15 protein-coding genes and 1 pseudogene are annotated in these 18,680 nt (G+C 65.0%); 11 read left to right on the top strand and 5 right to left on the bottom strand.

Annotated elements, in window-relative coordinates; translation table 11 throughout:
- Positions 1 to 15: 15 nt before the first annotated feature.
- Positions 16 to 3,303, bottom strand: coding sequence for a fused isobutyryl-CoA mutase/GTPase IcmF (icmF, locus tag F7R11_RS03435; protein WP_064801214.1), 3,288 nt, complete (start codon positions 3,301 to 3,303; stop codon positions 16 to 18).
- 312 nt (positions 3,304 to 3,615) lie between these two features.
- On the opposite strand from icmF, the gene F7R11_RS03430 reads away from it, so the two are divergent.
- The 4 genes from F7R11_RS03430 to F7R11_RS03415 all read left to right on the top strand — a co-directional run bounded on the left by F7R11_RS03430 (position 3,616) and on the right by F7R11_RS03415 (position 7,245).
- The gene (locus F7R11_RS03430) at positions 3,616 to 4,116 is read left to right on the top strand and encodes a sn-glycerol-3-phosphate transporter (RefSeq protein ID WP_151180502.1); all 501 of its coding nucleotides are present in this window, start codon (positions 3,616 to 3,618) and stop codon (positions 4,114 to 4,116) included.
- Between the two features lie 181 nt (positions 4,117 to 4,297).
- Positions 4,298 to 5,323, top strand: coding sequence for a hypothetical protein (locus F7R11_RS03425; RefSeq protein ID WP_064801212.1), 1,026 nt, complete (start codon positions 4,298 to 4,300; stop codon positions 5,321 to 5,323).
- Between the two features lie 243 nt (positions 5,324 to 5,566).
- Positions 5,567 to 6,769, top strand: coding sequence for an ammonium transporter (locus tag F7R11_RS03420; protein ID WP_064801210.1), 1,203 nt, complete (start codon positions 5,567 to 5,569; stop codon positions 6,767 to 6,769).
- A 119-nt stretch (positions 6,770 to 6,888) separates the two neighbouring features.
- Entirely contained in the window at positions 6,889 to 7,245 is a 357-nt protein-coding gene (locus F7R11_RS03415; protein ID WP_064801208.1) for a DUF427 domain-containing protein, read from the top strand.
- A 362-nt stretch (positions 7,246 to 7,607) separates the two neighbouring features.
- Here F7R11_RS03415 and F7R11_RS03410 read toward each other — a convergent pair whose 3' ends face one another.
- Positions 7,608 to 8,858: an OmpP1/FadL family transporter gene (locus F7R11_RS03410; RefSeq protein WP_064801206.1), complete on the bottom strand. Its 1,251-nt coding sequence runs from the start codon at positions 8,856 to 8,858 to the stop codon at positions 7,608 to 7,610.
- A gap of 329 nt (positions 8,859 to 9,187) precedes the next feature.
- Between F7R11_RS03410 and F7R11_RS03405 the strand changes: the two genes are divergently transcribed.
- From F7R11_RS03405 to F7R11_RS03370, 6 genes are all read left to right on the top strand, one after another.
- Positions 9,188 to 9,940: a helix-turn-helix transcriptional regulator gene (locus F7R11_RS03405; RefSeq protein ID WP_064801204.1), complete on the top strand. Its 753-nt coding sequence runs from the start codon at positions 9,188 to 9,190 to the stop codon at positions 9,938 to 9,940.
- A 117-nt stretch (positions 9,941 to 10,057) separates the two neighbouring features.
- Positions 10,058 to 11,038, top strand: coding sequence for a DMT family transporter (locus F7R11_RS03400; RefSeq protein ID WP_064801201.1), 981 nt, complete (start codon positions 10,058 to 10,060; stop codon positions 11,036 to 11,038).
- Positions 11,039 to 11,721: 683 nt separating this feature from the next.
- Positions 11,722 to 12,354, top strand: coding sequence for a LysE family translocator (locus F7R11_RS03385; protein WP_064801199.1), 633 nt, complete (start codon positions 11,722 to 11,724; stop codon positions 12,352 to 12,354).
- Between the two features lie 14 nt (positions 12,355 to 12,368).
- Entirely contained in the window at positions 12,369 to 13,562 is a 1,194-nt protein-coding gene (locus F7R11_RS03380; RefSeq protein WP_064801197.1) for a low temperature requirement protein A, read from the top strand.
- Between the two features lie 100 nt (positions 13,563 to 13,662).
- On the top strand, positions 13,663 to 14,370 hold the full coding sequence (locus F7R11_RS03375) for a glutathione binding-like protein (RefSeq protein ID WP_064801195.1): 708 nt from the start codon (positions 13,663 to 13,665) through the stop codon (positions 14,368 to 14,370).
- A 61-nt stretch (positions 14,371 to 14,431) separates the two neighbouring features.
- Positions 14,432 to 15,628, top strand: coding sequence for an MFS transporter (locus F7R11_RS03370; protein WP_064801193.1), 1,197 nt, complete (start codon positions 14,432 to 14,434; stop codon positions 15,626 to 15,628).
- A 20-nt stretch (positions 15,629 to 15,648) separates the two neighbouring features.
- Here F7R11_RS03370 and F7R11_RS27250 read toward each other — a convergent pair.
- Positions 15,649 to 15,741, bottom strand: a pseudogene (locus tag F7R11_RS27250) (VOC family protein); the annotation flags it as partial.
- A gap of 61 nt (positions 15,742 to 15,802) precedes the next feature.
- Positions 15,803 to 17,011 (bottom strand): aminotransferase-like domain-containing protein, encoded by a 1,209-nt coding sequence (locus tag F7R11_RS03360; protein ID WP_064801191.1) that lies wholly within the window; start codon positions 17,009 to 17,011, stop codon positions 15,803 to 15,805.
- 135 nt (positions 17,012 to 17,146) lie between these two features.
- On the opposite strand from F7R11_RS03360, the gene F7R11_RS03355 reads away from it, so the two are divergent.
- A complete protein-coding gene (locus F7R11_RS03355) occupies positions 17,147 to 17,500 on the top strand; it encodes a glyoxalase superfamily protein (RefSeq protein WP_064801189.1) in 354 nt (117 codons plus the stop codon).
- Between the two features lie 78 nt (positions 17,501 to 17,578).
- Here the strand turns inward: F7R11_RS03355 and rtcA are convergent, their stop codons facing one another.
- Positions 17,579 to 18,634 (bottom strand): RNA 3'-terminal phosphate cyclase, encoded by a 1,056-nt coding sequence (rtcA, locus tag F7R11_RS03350; RefSeq protein ID WP_064801187.1) that lies wholly within the window; start codon positions 18,632 to 18,634, stop codon positions 17,579 to 17,581.
- Positions 18,635 to 18,680 lie beyond the last annotated feature (46 nt).

The following is an 18,680-nucleotide window of genomic DNA, read 5'->3' as shown; positions in this document are numbered from 1 at the left end:
GCTCACACAACGCAGCTACATGTTGCGCCGATACTGCCCGCCCACCTCAAACAACGCGTGCGTGATCTGCCCGAGCGAGCAGACGCGCACCGCGTCCATCAGCACCGCAAACACGTTCTGATCCTCAATCACCGCGCGCTGCAACCGTTGCAACATGGCAGGCGCCTCCCCCGCATGCCGCGCATGAAAATCGTCCAGACGCTTGAGCTGGCTCTGCTTCTCCTCCTCGCTTGACCGCGCCAGCTCGATGTGTGGCGGCACCACGTTCTCCGCTTCGGGGTTGCGGAACGTGTTCACCCCAATGATCGGCAGCGAGCCATCATGCTTGCGCTGCTCATACAGCATCGACTCTTCCTGAATCTTGCCGCGCTGGTAGCCGGTCTCCATCGCCCCCAACACGCCGCCGCGTTCGGCAATGCGTTCGAACTCCTGCAGCACCGCCTCTTCCACCAGGTCCGTCAGTTCGTCGATGATGAAGCTGCCCTGGTTCGGGTTCTCACACTTGGCCAGCCCCCACTCGCGGTTGATGATGAGCTGGATGGCCAGCGCGCGCCGCACCGATTCCGCCGTGGGCGTGGTGATGGCCTCGTCGTAGGCATTCGTGTGCAGGCTGTTGCAGTTGTCGTAGATGGCGATCAGCGCCTGCAGCGTCGTGCGGATGTCGTTGAAGGCAATCTCCTGCGCATGCAGGGATCGGCCCGACGTCTGCACGTGGTACTTCAGCTTCTGGCTGCGTTCGTTCGCACCGTACTTGTCGCGCATCGTCACCGCCCAGATGCGGCGGGCGACGCGGCCCAGCACGTTGTATTCCGGGTCCATGCCGTTGGAGAAGAAGAACGACAGGTTGGGCGCGAAATCATCGATGTGCATCCCACGCGCGAGGTACGCCTCCACATACGTAAAGCCATTGGCGAGCGTGAAGGCGAGCTGCGAAATCGGGTTCGCCCCGGCCTCGGCAATGTGATACCCCGAGATCGACACCGAGTAGAAATTGCGCACCTGCTGGTGCACAAAATATTCCTGGATGTCGCCCATCACCTTGAGCGAAAACTCGGTCGAGAAGATGCAGGTGTTCTGCCCCTGGTCTTCCTTGAGGATGTCGGCCTGCACCGTGCCGCGCACGTTCTGCAGCACCCAGGTGCGGATCTTCGCTTCTTCGTCGGCAGTCGGCTCGCGCTGGTTGTCGGCGCGGAACTTGGCGAGGTTTTGGTCGATGGCGGTGTTCATGAACATCGCCAGAATCGTCGGCGCGGGGCCGTTGATCGTCATGGAGACCGAGGTGTTCGGGCTCGTCAGATCAAAGCCGTCGTACAGCACCTTCATGTCGTCCAACGTGGCGATCGACACGCCCGAGTTGCCGACCTTGCCGTAGATGTCGGGGCGCACGGCCGGGTCTTCGCCATAGAGCGTGACGGAGTCGAAGGCAGTGGACAAACGCTTGGCGTCCATGCCTTCGCTGACGAGCTTGAAGCGGCGGTTGGTGCGGAAGGCATCGCCTTCGCCCGCGAACATGCGCGTAGGGTCTTCGTTCTCGCGTTTGAACGCGAACACGCCGGCGGTGAACGGAAAGCTGCCGGGCACGTTCTCGCGCATCAGCCAGCGCAGCACTTCGCCGTCGTCTTCGTACGGCGGCAACACCACCTTGCGGATGACGGTGCCCGAGAGCGTGGTGTGCGTGAGCGCGGTGCGGATTTCCTTGTCGCGGATCTTCACAACGTACTCTTCGCCGGAATACGCACGGCGCAGGTCGGGCCACATGGCAAGCAGCTTGCGTTCGGTGGCGCTGAGTTGGGTATCGCGTTCAGCGGCCTGCTTGTCGAGCGCCGAGAGCGTCTGCACGCTTGCACCCGCACGCTCCAGCATGAGCCGGCTGGCCTGCAACTGCTGACGCTCGCGCGCGAGACAGCTTTGCATCTGCACGCGGCGGTGATAGCCGCGCACGGTATCGGCCAGTTCCGCCAGATAGCGCACGCGTGCGGGCGGCACGATGGCGTCGTGGCTGGTCGAGCATTTGCCCGCGGGGCGCGGTAGCGTGCGATCGGCCAATGCCATGCCACGCTCGGGCAGCCGGTCCGCCAGCGCGTGATACAGCGCCGTCACGCCGTCGTCGTTGAAGTGCGACGCCTGCGTGCCGAACACCGGCATGTCTTCTGGCCGGGCGTGCCATTGCTCGCGGTTGCGCTGCACCTGCTTGGCCACATCGCGCCAGGCGTCCTGCGCGCCCTTGCGGTCGAATTTGTTGATCGCCACCAGGTCAGCAAAGTCGAGCATGTCGATCTTCTCCAACTGGCTGGCGGCGCCAAACTCCGGCGTCATCACATACAGCGACAGATCGACGTGCGGCACGATGGCCGCGTCGCCCTGCCCAATGCCAGAGGTCTCGACGATGATCAAGTCGAAGCCCGCTGCGCGGCACGCGGCAATTGCGTCGGGCAATGCGTCGGAAATCTCGCTGCTCGCCTCGCGTGTGGCCAGCGAGCGCACGAAGATGTGCGGATGGTTGATCGCGTTCATGCGGATGCGATCGCCCAGCAACGCGCCACCCGACTTGCGCCGCGATGGGTCAATCGAGATGACAGCGATGCGCAGCCGATCCTGCTGGTCGAGCCGGAAGCGGCGGATCAGCTCATCGGTGAGCGACGATTTGCCCGCGCCGCCCGTGCCCGTGATGCCGAGCACCGGCGTGTGCATCACAGCGGCGCGCTCGTGCACAGCCTGACGCAATGCCGGATCGATGCGGCGCGATTCCAACGCCGTAATCAGTTGCGCGAGTGCACGGCGATCGCCATTGACGATGGGCTCGAGCGTCGTCGGCGCAAAGGTGAAGAGATCGATATCGCAGCGCCGCACCATGTCGGCAATCATGCCGGCCAGGCCCATGCGCTGGCCGTCTTCGGGGCTGTAGATGCGCGCCACGCCGTAGTCCTGCAGCTCGCGGATCTCCGTCGGTACGATCACCCCGCCGCCGCCGCCGAACACCTGGATGTGCTCGCCGCCGCGCGCACGCAGCGCGTCGATCATGTATTTGAAGTATTCGACGTGGCCGCCCTGGTAGCTCGACACGGCAATGCCCTGCACGTCTTCCTGCAGCGCGGCATTGACCACCTCGTCGACGGATCGGTTATGCCCCAGGTGGATCACCTCGCAGCCCATGGATTGCAGGATGCGCCGCATGATGTTGATCGACGCATCGTGCCCATCGAACAGCGAGGCCGCCGTCACGAAGCGCACCTTGTTGCGCACCGGTGCAGGCTCGCTCGCAGGCGTGGGATCAGCCGCGCGGGCGGCGGAAAGATCAGTCATGTCTCCACCTTGTTGAAGTGGGTGCCGGCATTGGATGTGTTGTGAGCCGCACAGAGCGCGGCATGCCGGTCGGAGGATCGAATAGACAGTATTTTCGGGGTGGACGTGAACGTCAACCATCCCACTCACCCGATGGGCGCCCGTCAGCCGATTCTTATTTTTCGGACTGATCCGAGCCGCCTTTCGGACCAATCCGACGGAAACCTCAGGCCGCTTCGCCCAACATTCCCCTCACACAAAACTTCACGGGAAATCACGTTGGGCCCCAAGCAAGGGCCGGGCGAGCCTTGGGCTCGGACGTGTTGACGTCGTATGGCACTCTCTTCTTCTTTGATCACCAAGCTTCGCGGTATTGCCACCGGTGCGGCGCTCCTGGCCGGCGCATCGCCCGCCTTTGCCGACATCTTCGAACCCGGCGACGAAATCTCCGTCCAGGCCAGCATCTACAACATGCACTACAGCCGGGACGACCACTACATCAAGTACTCCCCGCTGCTGGGTGTTGAATGGCGCCGTGACAACGGCTGGCTGGTGGGCGCGGCGGCGTTCCAGAACTCGTTCGGCCAGCCTTCGCAACTGGTGTATGGCGGCTACCTGTGGAACCTGGGCAATACCAACTTCTACGGCAAGCTGACCGGCGGCATCCTGCACGGCTACAAGGGCGAGTACCAGAACAAGGTGCCCCTCAACTACAAGGGCTTCTCGCCGGGCATCCTGCCGACGCTGGGCTACAAATACGGTCAGATCCGCACAGAGGTTCAGTTCTTCTGGACCAGCGGCTTCATGGTGACGGTGGGCTACTCGTTCAAGTAAGGTGCCGCACCCTGCCTTTTTGCGCAAATCCGCAGCGGCACGGATGGGTTCAGTAGACGCACGAAAAAAGCGGCGACACCCCCTCCTTCCTTGGGGCAAGCCCCGTCTTGCGCACAATCCATACATATCGCTAGAGTCGGGCTTTGGCCGGAAACGGGTCCGGCCACAGGGGGATATTCCAATGCCAAGCCGCGCCACGATGCGCTGGTGTCTGACCGCCATGCTGGCGTGCTCCGGCCATGCGCTGGCGTGGGACTACACGCCTGGCGCCATCCCCGGGCTGATCAGCGTGCTTGGCTTTCTGACCGTGCAAACGCAGGCGCTGGACCGCGCCATCCAGCGCTTCCCCAGCCAGCGCGAAGAGCTGATCCGCGCGCGCAACCAGTTCGACAACACCTTCCCGCAAGCGCTGGCGCGCACACGCCGCCTGATCGCCGGGATTCCGCTGACGGATGATGAGCGCCAACTGTTGATCGAGCGGGCGCTCGACCTGCACCAACCCAGCGTGGCGATCTCCACGCAGACCCCGGAGACCGCCCACGCCCTGGCCCAGCGCGTAACGGAGCGCGCCCAGGGTAGCCAGGACCGCCCGACGCTGCAGACGTTGCTGGCGGTGGTCTACGATGACCGGCCCGCCGAGGAATTGAGCAGCCGCTTCACGCAGAGCATCACGCTCTCTGACTGGCCGAACGCCAATGGCGCGAACGTGACGCTGCGCTTGCCGTTTTCCTGGGAGCGCGTACCGCCCACCCCGCCGCGCAAACCTGATCCAGCGCGCGTAGCGATTGGCGCCTGGGCCAACCAGGGCGGCGCCGGGCTGTCGCGCATCGAGCTGATCGTGCGCCCCACCGAAGGCGAGCCCGAAGCGGTGCCTGACAGCCGCGAGCCCCGGTGGATGCGCGATGCCATCCGGCAGGCCGTGGCACTGCCCTGCCGGATGACAGGCTGGGGCACACAGTCATTCAGCGGGCGCCCCGGCATCTGGGCCAGCTACATCGGCGATGCCCCCGGCCCGCACGCACCGCGCGCCACGAGCAACACGTTCATCGGTCGCGTCTATATCGTCCCGACCGATGGCGCACTGGTGATGCTGCACATGCAATCCCCCGCCGCTTCGCCTGAACAGGCCGGCGTGCTGCGGCAGCGCTACGAGCCGCTCTGGACGGCTGTGGCCACCTCCTTTGCCGTGTCCGCGCCCAAACCCTGACGGCACACGCACCATCTGCGCGCATGCCGCGCACCATCCGCACCAAATCAAGGCAACAACGCACCGAAATCGGGCTCAACTTGGACCGCGTTCGGACCCGCTGGCCGAGCGCACGGCTGCGGTGCGCCAAATCACGCTTTTGCACAGAGTTGGAACAACTTTTGCGTCTGTCGGCGGCTTTTGCGCCATTTGAGGGCATCCCGCACTTGAACGGCGCTGGTCCCAACCCGTACGACAACCACAATGAACACCATCAAAACAGGGGGCGACGCGCTCTTCATCCTGCTGGGCGCGATCATGGTGCTTGCCATGCATGCCGGCTTCGCATTCCTTGAGCTGGGTACGGTACGCAAGAAGAACCAAGTCAATGCGCTGGTCAAGATCCTGGTCGACTTTGCCGTGTCGACCATCGCGTACTTCTTCATCGGCTATTCCGTGGCCTACGGCGTCAACTTCTTCACCGGCGCCGACGTGCTTGCGCAGCAAAACGGCTACGAGCTGGTGAAGTTCTTCTTCCTGCTGACGTTTGCGGCGGCCATTCCGGCCATCATCTCGGGCGGCATTGCCGAGCGCTCGCGCTTCGAGCCGCAACTGGCGGCGACCTTCGTGCTGGTGGGCTTTGTCTACCCGTTCTTCGAGGGCATTGCCTGGAACCAGCGCTTCGGCATCCAGCACTGGCTGCAGGCCGTGACGGGCGCGGAGTTCCACGACTTTGCCGGCTCGGTGGTGGTGCACGCGGTGGGCGGCTGGATTGCGCTGCCGGCGGTGCTGCTGCTGGGCGCACGCCACGGCCGCTACAAAGACGACGGCCGCATTGCCGCGCATCCGCCGTCGAACATCCCGTTTCTGGCGGCCGGCGCCTGGGTGCTGGCGGTAGGCTGGTTCGGCTTTAACGTGATGAGCGCGCAGACGCTGGACAAGATGAGCGGCCTGGTCGCCATCAACTCGCTGATGGCCATGGTGGGCGGCACGCTCACCGCGTGGTGGATGGGCAAGAACGACCCGGGCTTCTCGTACAACGGGCCGCTCGCCGGCCTGGTGGCGGTGTGCGCCGGCTCCGACGTGATGCACCCGCTGGGCGCACTGGCCGTCGGCGGCATTGCCGGTGTGCTGTTCGTGTGGATGTTCACGCGCGTGCAGAACGTCTGGCGCATCGACGACGTGCTGGGCGTGTGGCCGCTGCACGGGCTGTGCGGCGCATGGGGCGGCATCGCGGCGGGCATCTTCGGCCTGAAGGCGCTGGGCGGACTGGGCGGCGTATCGTTCTGGGCGCAAGTGGCGGGCACCGCGGGCGGCATCGTGATCGCGCTGATCGGCGGCACGGTGGTGTACGGCGCGCTGCGCAAGCTGGTGGGCCTGCGGCTGGACCGCGAGGCCGAGTTTATGGGGGCCGACTTGGCCATCCATCGCGTGTCGTCCACACCAGAGAGCGAGACGCACTGGTAACACCGGCGGATGGCGTGCCGGCAACGTCCGGCACGGTCCAACACGGAAGGCGGTCTTCCACTAGAGTGAGAGAGCGCCTCGCACCAGCGGGGCTGCATCCTTCAACGCAGGAGCACCGCATGCCCGATACCGCACTCGCATCCCCCATCGTTGTTGAAGCCAATCCGCGTCGCGTTACGGTCACGTTCAACGGCCACACCATCGCCGACACACGCGCCGCGCGCACGCTGCGTGAGCGCTCGCTCCCGCCCGTGCTGTACATCCCGCGCGACGACGTGCGGATGAATCTGCTGGAGCGGACCCAGCATCACACCCAATGCCCGTACAAGGGGCAGGCGTCTTACTACACCATCGTGGCCGGCGACGAACGTGCCACCAATGCGGTCTGGACGTACGAGCACCCCATTCCGGCAGCTGAAGCCGTGGCCGGCATGCTCGCGTTCTATCCGAACATCGTGACCATTACCGAGGCGTGAGCATTGCGCGGTGGACGTTGACACGCCGGTGTCACGCGCGCAGCGCACGATATGCGTGTTCCTCTTCTCACGGATCCTCATCCGTGAAAGTTCTGAGCCCGGCGCCGGAGTCACCTGTGGCCGGGTATTTTTTTTGGGCAGGCGCCGGTACGGCCCTCACTCGATCCCGGTCGTTTGGTGAATTTGACACCAGTACAGACTCCCTGCCGTCGGTTCGAAAGCCCAGTACGCCGACATTGCAAACCCGCCTAGACCATGCGCAAGAACGCGAGTGCAAGTCGCAAGAAAGCCGACCGCAGCATCACCACGTTGCTGTTTCCGGGCGAGTACTGACTACAGATGTGCCCATTGACCGAAGCGCTTTAGAACTGCTTGCCAATGGACACGCCGGCAGTATCCTCGGCCAGGCGGACATTGGCGTTGCCGCCCCCGAAAGCTGCCGGAATGGAGTTCGCGCCGTTGACCGTCTTTCTGAACGCGTGCCCGTAGAACACGCTGATTGAAGTCTTGCTGTCGGTCGTCCAGGTGGCACCGATCGTTGCCTGATCTTGCACAACACCCGGTGCCAGGATATTCAGAAACGTCTCGGTGGATGCCACAGGCTGGGTCGAATGACTGTAGCCGGCGCGCAGCGTCAGATGGCTGTTGAATTCGTAGCTGGTGCCGACCTTGATCACGTTCGTATTGCGCCAACCGAAACCCGGGCCGTTTGCAGAACCGAGCGGATTTCCCGCGAACAGATTGGCGAGAGGATTGGCGATTGAATTCACACCGCCGTACAAGATCCTCTGGAAATCGGCAGCCACGGTCCAGGCGGGCGTCACCTTATACGAAATGCCGACACCAAAGTTCTCGGGAATATCGAACGATCCACCATCCGCAAAAAGACCTCGGTATTTGTCAAAGCGGCCGTGAATCTTCGACGCCCACGTCACGCCAATGGTGAGCGCAGGTGTGATCTGGCCGGTGTAACCGAGGTGCACGCCGACTCCTACCGTCGAGTCGGCCCCCTTGTCAGTGACGTTGTCTGGTGCGACCGACATGCGGGCAAACGGCTGGAGACCGCTCGCTGTGAAGCGCTGATACGCGAAGTTCAGACCCAAGCCAAATGCGTGCCGATCGAACAGCTTGTAGGCAATCGTCGGCGAGAGAAACACCTGTGCCAGGTCAACCCCAGCCGATCCAGTGGCACCGAACGCTCTATACGGGTTGTTCGCGTAGCCGGTATCGAGCCCGCCGTTTGCATAAAGCGCCAAGCCGGCATAGATATCCGGAAGAACCCGGTAAGTGACGCCGAACTCCGGAATCGCAAAGACCGAGCGGTTGTTGCCATCGTAGTTACCATTGACACCAAAGCCGTTACCCGTGACGTCTGTCCCCCGCTTGGGGAAGAAGAGGCTGATGTCGCCATCGACGCGGTTGCCCACAAAAGCGATGCCGGCAGGGTTGGCCGCCGCAGCCAGCGAATCTTGTGGCAAGCCGATGCCCACGCCCGCCATGCCTTGGGAAGAAATCCCATAGCCGTTGGAAAAATAGCCGTTCGTGGCCCACGCACCGGCTGGCGTTGTCAGTGTGACAGCCAGCAACGCGCGAGCGATCCTCCGCAAACTCATATGCTCCCCCGAAGACCGATTGATATAGGTAATGAGGACACAGAGTAGCCATCGCGATTGGCGCAACGAACGAACCTTTTCCTCAAAGGTTATGACGAAGACGCGTGTACGTCCTGGTCTCGCATGTTCAGCGTGACGCGCAACGCCAGTCCGTGGTCGGCGGCATATCTGACCGATGCCTCCAGTTAGCGCGGGAGGTGGCCTCCCCCCCTTGAGTTGGTCAGCGGTCGAGAAGCGAATAAAGGAGTACGCTACCGGCACAAAACAGCCCGTTGGAAAATGTGCCCTGAAGATGGTATCTACCGGATTGTCAAATTGAACAGATAGTCATGCTGGACTTTCGCACCTACGGCCTGGCCGCTCCGCCACACGCACATGACTTTGTGCAAGTCGTGATGCCCGCGCGCGGCGTGCTGGAGATGGTCGTGGACGGCCGCGACGGCTGCGTCGATGTGCACCACGCCGCGCTCATCCCCGCCGATGCCACGCACGCCTTCGAAGCCGCCGGGACAAATACCTTCATCGTGCTGGACATCGCCGCGCAAGCCGTTGAGGCGCCTGACCTGCGTGGCCTGGCTGACCGCGTGTTCTTCCCGCTCACCCCCGGGCTGCGCGCGCTGACGGCGTGGTTGCAGAGCGCGCATTCACCCTATGCACCATCGGCTGGCCCCGTAGTCGATGCCACCCTGGCAAATGCGTGGTCGACCCTCGCGCTGGCGACGCTGGCCGCGCATCCGGCCAACCAATCGACGCAGTTGCGCGCACGCACCGACGCGCGCGCGGAGCAAACCTGGCGCACCATCGATCAGCGCTATGCCGATCCGCTGACCCTCGACGAACTCGCCGCCGATGTGGGCCTGAGCACGCGGCGCCTTGCCACGCTGTTCCGTGCCACATATGGCACCACGCTGCACGCGCGCCTGGCTGCGGTGCGGCTGCACCACGCGTTGTCGCTGCTCGAAACCACCTCGCTGCCCATCGCCGAGATTGCCGCGCGCACCGGCTACTACGACCAGAGCGCGCTCACGCGTCACCTCAAGGCCACGCACGGCATCACGCCCGCGGCTGTACGGCGCGGCTGAGTCGCCCGCTCTGGTTTCCATTTCCGTTTTTGCCAAAGCGCGGCCGTCTTCACCAAGACGGATCACGCGTGCACGCGCAGAGTGCCGGTTCGATTGATCTTCCGGACCAGGCTCCACATGGCTGTTGGCGACACCTCCACCGCAACACACCTCACGCCTGCGCAGCACGATGCACGGCGCGACCACCTCATGGGCCTGGGTTGCGGCGTGGCCGCGGGCGCCCTGTGGGGGATCATCTTTGTGGCGCCCAAGATGCTGCCGCAGTTCTCGCCCCTGGCGCTGTCGGCGGCGCGGTATGTGCTGTATGGCGTGCTCTCTCTGGCGCTGGCGCTGCCCGTGTGGCGCACGCTGTGGCGCAAGACAACGCGGCGCGATTGGGTGGCGCTGCTGTTGCTGTCGTTGCCGGGCAACCTGCTGTACTACCTGTGCGTGGCGGGTGGCGTGCAGCGTGCGGGCGTGGCGCCGGTGTCGTTGATTGTCGGGCTGCTGCCGGTGACGGTCACGCTGGCGGGCGCGGCGGAACACGGTAGCTTGCCGTTGCGGCGGTTGGCACTGCCGCTGCTGATGGCGGTGGCGGGGGTGGTGTGCATTTACCTGGATGCGCCGGCCATGCATGCGGATGCCGGCGGCAACGCATACCTCATCGGCCTGCTGATGGCGGCCGGGGCGTTGGCGTGCTGGACGGTGTATGCGGTGTGCAATGCGCGGTATTTGCGCAAGCACCCGCAGTTCACGAGTCGTGAATGGTCCCTGCTGACGGGCATTGCAACGGGGGCGCTGTCGTTGGTGCTGGCAGTGCCGGCGTTCCTGATGCCGGGGATGGCCACGGCTTCTGCTCAGCCTGCGTCGGCCTGGATGCTGTTCTGGTTGATCAATGCTGGGGTGGCGTTGGGGGCTTCGGTGCTTGGCAACAGCCTGTGGAATGCGGCTAGCCGGAAGCTGCCTTTGACGTTATCGGGGCAGATGATTGTGTTTGAGACGGTGTTTGCGCTGCTGTATGGATTTGTTTATGAGGCGCGCTTGCCGCATGGGTTGGAGGTGGTGGCTGCGCTGTTGTTGGTGGGTGGGGTTGCTTTGGCGGCGCGACGGCATGTTTAGGTTTTTGTGTTGGTGGTGTGCTCCTTGTTTCATCCCCTGCCGGGGCTGACTCACTTTCTTTGTCTTGCCAAAGAAAGTAAGCAAAGAAAGGCGCGCCCAAGATGGCGACACATCCCTTGAATTTGTGTAACCGGGCGGAGACGGGGAAAACTCGCTTCGCTCAAACAGTTCCCCGTCTTTTTTCCGCCCGCTTACACAAATTCAAGGCGCCATCTAGGGCAGGGGTAAAGCACACCGTCGAGTGCCAGTGCGCTACTCCGCCTCCCCCCAACTGCTTGCCGCTAGCCGTTCACCTCGCACCTCGCGTTAGGCACCCGCCGAGCCATGTCGCTCACGCTTGTTCCTCGCCGGTTTGGCCTTTGACATTCCTGCCCTAGATGGCGCCTTGGATTTTTGTTGCGGGGAGGAAAAAGGAAGGAGCCTTGTCTGAGCGCAGCGAGTTTGGCTCCTTCCCCTCCCCGCGACAAAAATCCAAGGAGGGGGTCGCCATCTCGGGCGCGCCTTCTTTTGCTTACTTTTCTTGGCAAGACAAGAAAAGTGAGTCGGCCCCGGCAGGGGACGAAACAGCAGCAAACCACCAAGACCAAAACCCAAACCGCAAAAAAACCAATCTCCCCCGTTTGACGCCCCCAAAATTTCATGGATAACTGGTGGCTCATTCCCAACAACAAAGAGACACCACCATGACCCTCCACACCTGGCTGGCCTTCATCGGCGCCAGCATCATCATCCTGCTCATCCCCGGACCCACCATCCTGCTGGTGATTGGTGATTCGCTGGCCAACCGTGGCCGCTCGGCGTGGAGCACGGTGGCCGGCGTGGCCGCCGGTGACACCACCGCCATGGCTGTGTCCCTGGCCGGTGCGGGCGCCCTGCTCGCCGCATCCGCCACGGCATTCACGGTGCTCAAGCTCATCGGCGGTTCGTACCTCGTCTACCTGGGCATCAAGTCCATCCTCAGCGCCCGCCGCCTGCGCGATGACGCACCGGAAGCCACCATCCCCGTGCAGCAGAAGTCCGCGGGCCGCCGCTTCCTGTCCGCCTGGACGGTCACGGCGCTCAACCCCAAGAGCATCGTTTTCTTCGTCGCCTTTGTGCCGCAATTCATGTCGGCCGATCAGACTTTCCTGTCGCAAAGCGTGATCCTGCTGCCGACCTTCGTGTGCCTGGCCGCCGCCAATGCATCGATGTATGCGCTGGCCGCCAAGCTGCTCGCCAAGCGCCTGACCAGCGTGGCCGCACAGCGCCGCTTCGGCTACACCGGCGGCGCGGTGATGGTAGGCGCGGGCACGCTCACGCTCGGCATGCAAGCCTGATCACTGAGCCCCCGATGCCCCGCAGCTACCTCCGCCCCGCGCCCTCCGGCGCGCACGGCCACCACCGCGTCACCAACATCGAGCTGTTCTTCGATCTGGTGTTCGTCTTTGCGGTGACACAGCTCTCACACCTGCTGATCGGCAACTTCACGCTCGAAGGCGGCGCGCAGGCGCTGCTGCTGATGCTGGCGGTGTGGTGGGTGTGGATCTTCACCTCGTGGGTCACCAACTGGCTCGACCCCGAGAAGCTTGCCATCCGCATCCTGATGCTGGTGCTGATGACGGCGGGGCTGCTGCTCTCCGCATCGCTGCCGCAGGCGTTCGGCTCGCGCGGACTGGCGTTTGCGCTGGCCTATGTGTTCATGCAGTTCGGGCGCACGCTGTTCTTCCTGTGGGCCGTGCGGCATGAGTCGCTGAGCATGCGTCGCAACTTCCAGCGCATTGGCGTGTGGCTCGGCGCGTCGGCGGTGCTGTGGCTGATCGGCGGGCTGTCGGACGTGCCCGTGCGCTGGGTGTGCTGGATCCTCGCGCTGTCCATCGAATGGATTGGCCCATCCATGGGCTTCTACACCCCAGGCCTGGGCCGCTCGACCACCGACGACTGGAACGTGGAGGGCGGCCACATGGCCGAGCGCTGCTCGCTGTTCGTCCTCATCGCGCTGGGCGAGTCCGTCACGGTCACGGGCTCGACGTTTGCCGGGCTCGACTGGAACGCCGCCAACATCGCGGCGATGGCGGTGTCATTCATCGGCAGCCTGGCGATGTGGTGGCTGTACTTCGACACGATTGCCGAGCGCGGCGCACACACCATGTCGCACTCGGCAGACCCGGGGCGCCTGGCGCGGCTGGCGTACACCTACATCCACGTGGTGCTGGTGGCGGGCATCATCATTGGCGCCGTGGCCGATGAGTTTGTGCTCGCGCATCCGGTGGGCCATCCGCATGCGGGCGCGGCGCTGGCGGTGCTGGGCAGCGCGGGGCTGTATCTGCTGGGCAACCTGCTGTTCAAGTGGGCGATCTTTGGGCGGGTGCGTCCGGCGCATGTGGTCGGGCTGGTCGCGCTTGGAGCGGCCTGGCTAGTGGCGGATGGTTTGTCTGCGCTGACGGTGTCCACGCTCGCGACCGGGGTGCTGTGCGCCACCGCTGCATGGGAGTGGTACGCGCGATCGTGCGAGACGCCCGAGCCCGCACAGGTGCACGGCCACTGAACCAAGTGGCCACCCAGAAATTCCGATTTCTGGTCATTACAAAAGGCCACTCGCGCACCTACTCTGTCAACCAACACGACAGAAACACGAGGGCCCCGCCATGATCGACCTCTACTACTGCGCCACCCCCAACGGCCTGAAGATGGCGCTGTTCTTTGCCGAAACCGGTTTGCCGCACCGCGTCATCCCGGTGGATATCAGCCGGGGTGACCAGTTCAAGCCCGAGTTCCTCGCCATCTCGCCCAACAACAAGATCCCGGCCATGGTCGATCACGACCCGGCCGAGGGCACCGAGCCCGTGGTGCTGTTCGAATCGGGCGCGATGCTGCTCTACCTGGCTGAAAAGACCGGCCAGCTGATGCCCACCGACCTGCACGGCCGCATGGAAGTGCTCAAGTGGCTGTTCTGGCAGGTGGGCGGCCTGGGCCCGATGGCCGGGCAGATCGGCCACTTCAACGTGTATGCCCCCGAGCGCGTGCCCTACGCCATCGACCGCTACACCAAAGAAACCAACCGCCTGTACGGCGTGCTCGACCGCCGCCTGGCCGATCGCCCGTACATTGCCGGCAACGACTACACCATCGCCGACATCGCGGCCTACCCGTGGATCGTGCCGCACGCCGGGCACGGGCAAGACCTGAACGACTTCCTGCACCTGCAACGCTGGTTCGAGGCCGTTGGCGCACGCCCGGCCACCGAGCGCGCCTATGCCGGTGTCGAGCGCGCGTACTCGCGCCGCCGCGAAGACATCTCCGACGACGAGCGCAGCGTGTTGTTCGGCCAGACCGCCGACTCCACCGCGCGCTGATCCCTGCGGAGCCACACGCTCCGCCCCCCTCTCTGCTTTCCTCTTCTGACAGGAGCCGACCATGCCGGCATCGCTGTGGTGGTTGTGCCTGGGCGCGTTCGCCATCGGCACCGAAGGATTCATGATCGCCGGCCTGCTGCCGACGCTCGCCGCTGAACTGGGGGTGAGCGTGCCGGCGGCGGGGCAACTCGTCACCGTGTTTGCCGTGACGTACGCCGTGGGCTCGCCCGTGATGGCGACGCTGCTGGGCAACGTTGACCGGCGCCGCGTGCTGATCGGCGCGCTGGCCATCTTTGCGGCAGGCAACCTGCTGGCCGCCAGTGCGCACGGCTTCGGGCAGTTGATGGCGGCGCGTGTGCTGCTGGCGCTGGCCGCAGGCGTGTTCCTGCCAACCGCCAATGCGGTGGCGACCTCGCTGGTATCGGCAGCGCGCAGCGGCACGGCGCTCGCCATCATCACGGGTGGCGGCACGGTGGCGGTGGCGCTGGGGGTGCCGCTGGGCGCGTGGATTGCCGCGCAAGGCGACTGGCGCTCGACCTTCGTGGCGTGCGGCGTGCTGTCTGCGCTGGCAACCGCGGGCCTCGCCTTCGGCTTGCCGCGCGCCCTGCCGCACAGCGTGACCACGCTGGCGCAGCGCCTGAGCGTGGCGCGTAGGCCCGGCATGCTGGGCGCACTGGCCGTGTCGGCACTGTGGGCGGCGGGCGGCTTCACGTTCTATACGTATGTCGCGCCGTTCTTTGTGCAGGGGTTGGGCTTTGCGCCGCAGCACGTGGGCATCGTGTTGTTTCTGGTGGGCAGTTTTGCTGCGCTGGGCACGGGCCTGGGCGGGCACATGACGGACCGGGCGGGCGTGGCGCGCGTGCTGGCCGTAAGCAGCGTGGGCATCGTGCTGGCGTTCTCGGTGTTGTCGCTATCGGCTCAGGTGCTGCATGGCACGGTTGCAGGCGCTGTCGCCATCGGTGCAGTTGTGCTGTGGGGCATGGCGGGCTGGGGCTTCGGGCCGGCGCAGGCAACGCGGCTGATCCGCCTAGCGCCCGACGTGTCGCCGATCACGCTGTCGCTGCATGCCTCGGCGGTGTATGTGGGGATTGCGCTGGGGTCGAGCGTGGGGGCGCTGGCATTGGCCCACGGAGGCCCAGGCATGCTCGGTTGGGCGGCGGCCGGGTGTCACGTGGTGGCGGTGGTGGTGTGGCGGCGGGGTGGCCGTCATGAGCCGGCGCAGACTGAGGAGCAGACCGCCACGTCCGCTGCCCATTGATGGCCACCGGGCGGCGCCCGCGGCGGCATCGCGCCCTCGGCCACCATCGCGTGCAGCGTCTGCGCGGTGGCTTCTTCATGGATGGGTGGGCCTGGCGGGAACAGGCCAAATCGGTGAGGTGCACTGGCATCGTTGCCCGCGCCCTCACCTGCCGCCGGTCAGATCATCAGACGATCAGGCGACGGGCAGTTCGCGGATAGCACCTGCCAGCTTGGCAATGCCCTCTTCCACCTGCGCGAGCGACGAGGTGGCGTACGACAGGCGCAGCGTCGAGCGGTCCGGATCGACCGCGTAGAACGCCGCCCCCGGCACGAAGGCCACACCGCGCTCGATGGCGATCTTGGCCACATCCGCGGCGTTGCGGCCCGGCAGGCGGCCCCACAGGAACATGCCGCCGCGCGGGCGGTTGAAAGTCAGTTCGCTCTCGGGCAGCAGCGCGCGCAGGCCATTGGCCATGGCGTGTGCACGCTCGGCGTAGGCAGCGCGCGTGCGCGGCAGCACAGCGTCCAGGCGGTTGCTGCGCAGGTAGGCGGCCGCCGTGGCCTGTGCAAACGTGGAGGTGTGCGCATCGGCAAACTGCTTGACCATGACGGCGTTGCCCAGCAGCAGCGGCGGGGCAATCATCCAGCCCACGCGCAGCCCCGGCGCCATCACCTTCGACAGACTACCCAGGTAGACCACGCGGCCCTGCGCCCCTTCAGTCTGCTGGGACAGCGCATACAGCGACGGTGGCGGCGGTGCATCGAAGTACAGCTCGCCGTACGGGTCGTCTTCGACGATCAGCAGGTTGTGACGCACGGCCAGTTGCAGCAGGCGCTGACGGCGCTCCAGGCTCATCAGCGCGCCGTTGGGGTTGCCGAAGTTGGGGATCACGTAGAGGAACTTCGGCTTGCTGGTGGCCAGCGTCTTTTCCAGCGCATCCACATCCAGGCCATCGGCGTCGGTCGGCACGCCGGCCACCTTGGCGCCGTACAGCTTGAACGCCTGGATGGCGGCCAGGAAGGTCGGCGCTTCCACCAGCACCGTGTCGCCCTCGCCGATCAGCACCTTGCCCAGGAGGTCCAGACCTTGCTGCGAGCCGGTGGTGACCAGGATGTCGGTGTTGACGATGTTGACGCCGCGCGCCTTCATCAACGTGACGATGGCCTCGCGCAGGGGTTCGAAGCCCTCGGTGGCGCCGTACTGCAGTGCGCGGGCGGCATCAGCGGTGAGTGCGCTGTCGGCAGCGGCCTTCAGGCCTTCCACGTCAAACAGGGCCGAATCCGGAAAGCCGCCGGCAAACGAGATCAGGCCCGGCTTGCCGAGCACCTTGAAGAGTTCGCGAATGGCAGAGGTTTCAACGTTTTGCAGGCGCGGGGCCAGCAGCGATTGCAGGAAATCCATGGCGTGCGTGTCTCTATATGGTTCGAGTGCCCGCCACTTTACGTGATGTGCGCCGGCCCTGCATGCGAACAAGCCATCACAAGGCTGACTACAATGCCGCAGTCCATTTCCGTCCACCCCAGACAGGAGCGCAGCATGGCCGTCCGACGCATCGTCCCCAACCTGCATGCCCCCGACCCGGCGCGCGCCCGCGCGTTCTATGCCGACCTGCTCGGCCTGGAAGCCGTGATGGACCACGGCTGGATCGTCACCTTTGCCGACACCCATGCCACGATGGCGCCGCAGGTCAGCATCGCCACCGAGGGCGGCTCGGGCACCCCGGTGCCGGCGCTGTCCATTGAGGTGGATGACGCCGATGCCGTGCATGCCCGCGCCCTGTCGCTGGGCCTAGAGATCGTCTACCCGCTCGTGGATGAGCCGTGGGGCGTGCGGCGCTTCCATGTGCGCGATCCGTTCGGGAATGTGGTCAACATCCTGGCGCATCGCTAGGTGCAAACAAGAACGCCCGCAGGTCGATGGCCCGTGCGGGCGTTACCTTATTGGCGAACGGGCCATTGGCGGCGCGCGCTACAGCACGCGCACCAGAACAGGCGCACCCGGCCCGACGGTCTCCACATCAAACGCTACCGGCAAGAACTTCTCAATCACGCTGAGGTTGGTCAGCAGATGCGACGAAGTCGCCACCGCGGTGAGGCTGCCGGCACCGGCCAGCGCCATCGGCAACACGAGCTGATCGGCAAGGTATTCGTCCACCGCCGCTGCGCTTTGCAAGTAGCGCAGTGCTGCATGGGCGACGTCCTTGCCGATGGTCTCGGCCGTCACACCGCGCTCGCCAAAGCCCGTCAACACCTCGGTGACATGCTCGTGCACGATGTCGAGCACGAGCGCATTACCGGGACCTTCTGCATTGCCGAGATCACGCACGGTGCCATCAACGCCGGGCACGAGGCGACCCAGCATGTCCAGCTCGCGCCGCGCTACGCCGCCGCGCACACCTGCAACGATGCCTTCGGCACGCAGCGCCTGTTGCGCGCCGCGCTCGGTCAGATGCAGCGCACGCAGCGGGCCTGCGCACGGCGTAATCGTCGCCTGTACCTCGCCGCCACCGGCTGGGTAGAAGCCGTGGCGCTTGAGCGCGAGCGTCTGCGTCACGCCCATGCGGGCGACCAGCGGCAGCCACGCGCGGATGAGGAAATCAACCGGCGGCGCGGCGCGGTTGTGCGTGCCACCACTGACCGACACGGTGCTCGGCGCATCGGCAAACCACAGCGCGGGCAGGATGGTCTGCAGCACCAGCGTGCAGCTGCCGGCCGTGCCGATGGCGAAACGGTAGTCGCCACCACGGATGGCGCCGGGCGTGAAGCGCAGCGTCTGCGAGCCTGCTTCTGCGCCTTCCACGGTGGCGCCGCTGATCTCCTTGGCCGCCTGCACAGCGGTCAAATGCTGGCGCAGCAGACCAGGCTTGGAACGCTTGGCGCGAATGTTGTCGATCTGGAACGGCGTGCCAGTCAGCATCGACAGGGTGAGTGCCGTACGTAGGATTTGTCCGCCGCCCTCGCCCTGCGCGCCATCGAGTTCGATGCAGGTGGCGGGTTGCGATTGAAACTGCAGTTGGGTGTTCATGGTTTGTTCTTCTTGTTCGTTTGCGCACCCGCCAGATTGGGTGCGC

It is taken from the genome of Ralstonia insidiosa (assembly GCF_008801405.1).
Classification (GTDB): domain Bacteria; phylum Pseudomonadota; class Gammaproteobacteria; order Burkholderiales; family Burkholderiaceae; genus Ralstonia; species Ralstonia insidiosa.
The sequence above is the reverse complement of the archived record's forward strand: the minus strand, read 5'-3'. Positions and strand labels throughout refer to the sequence as shown.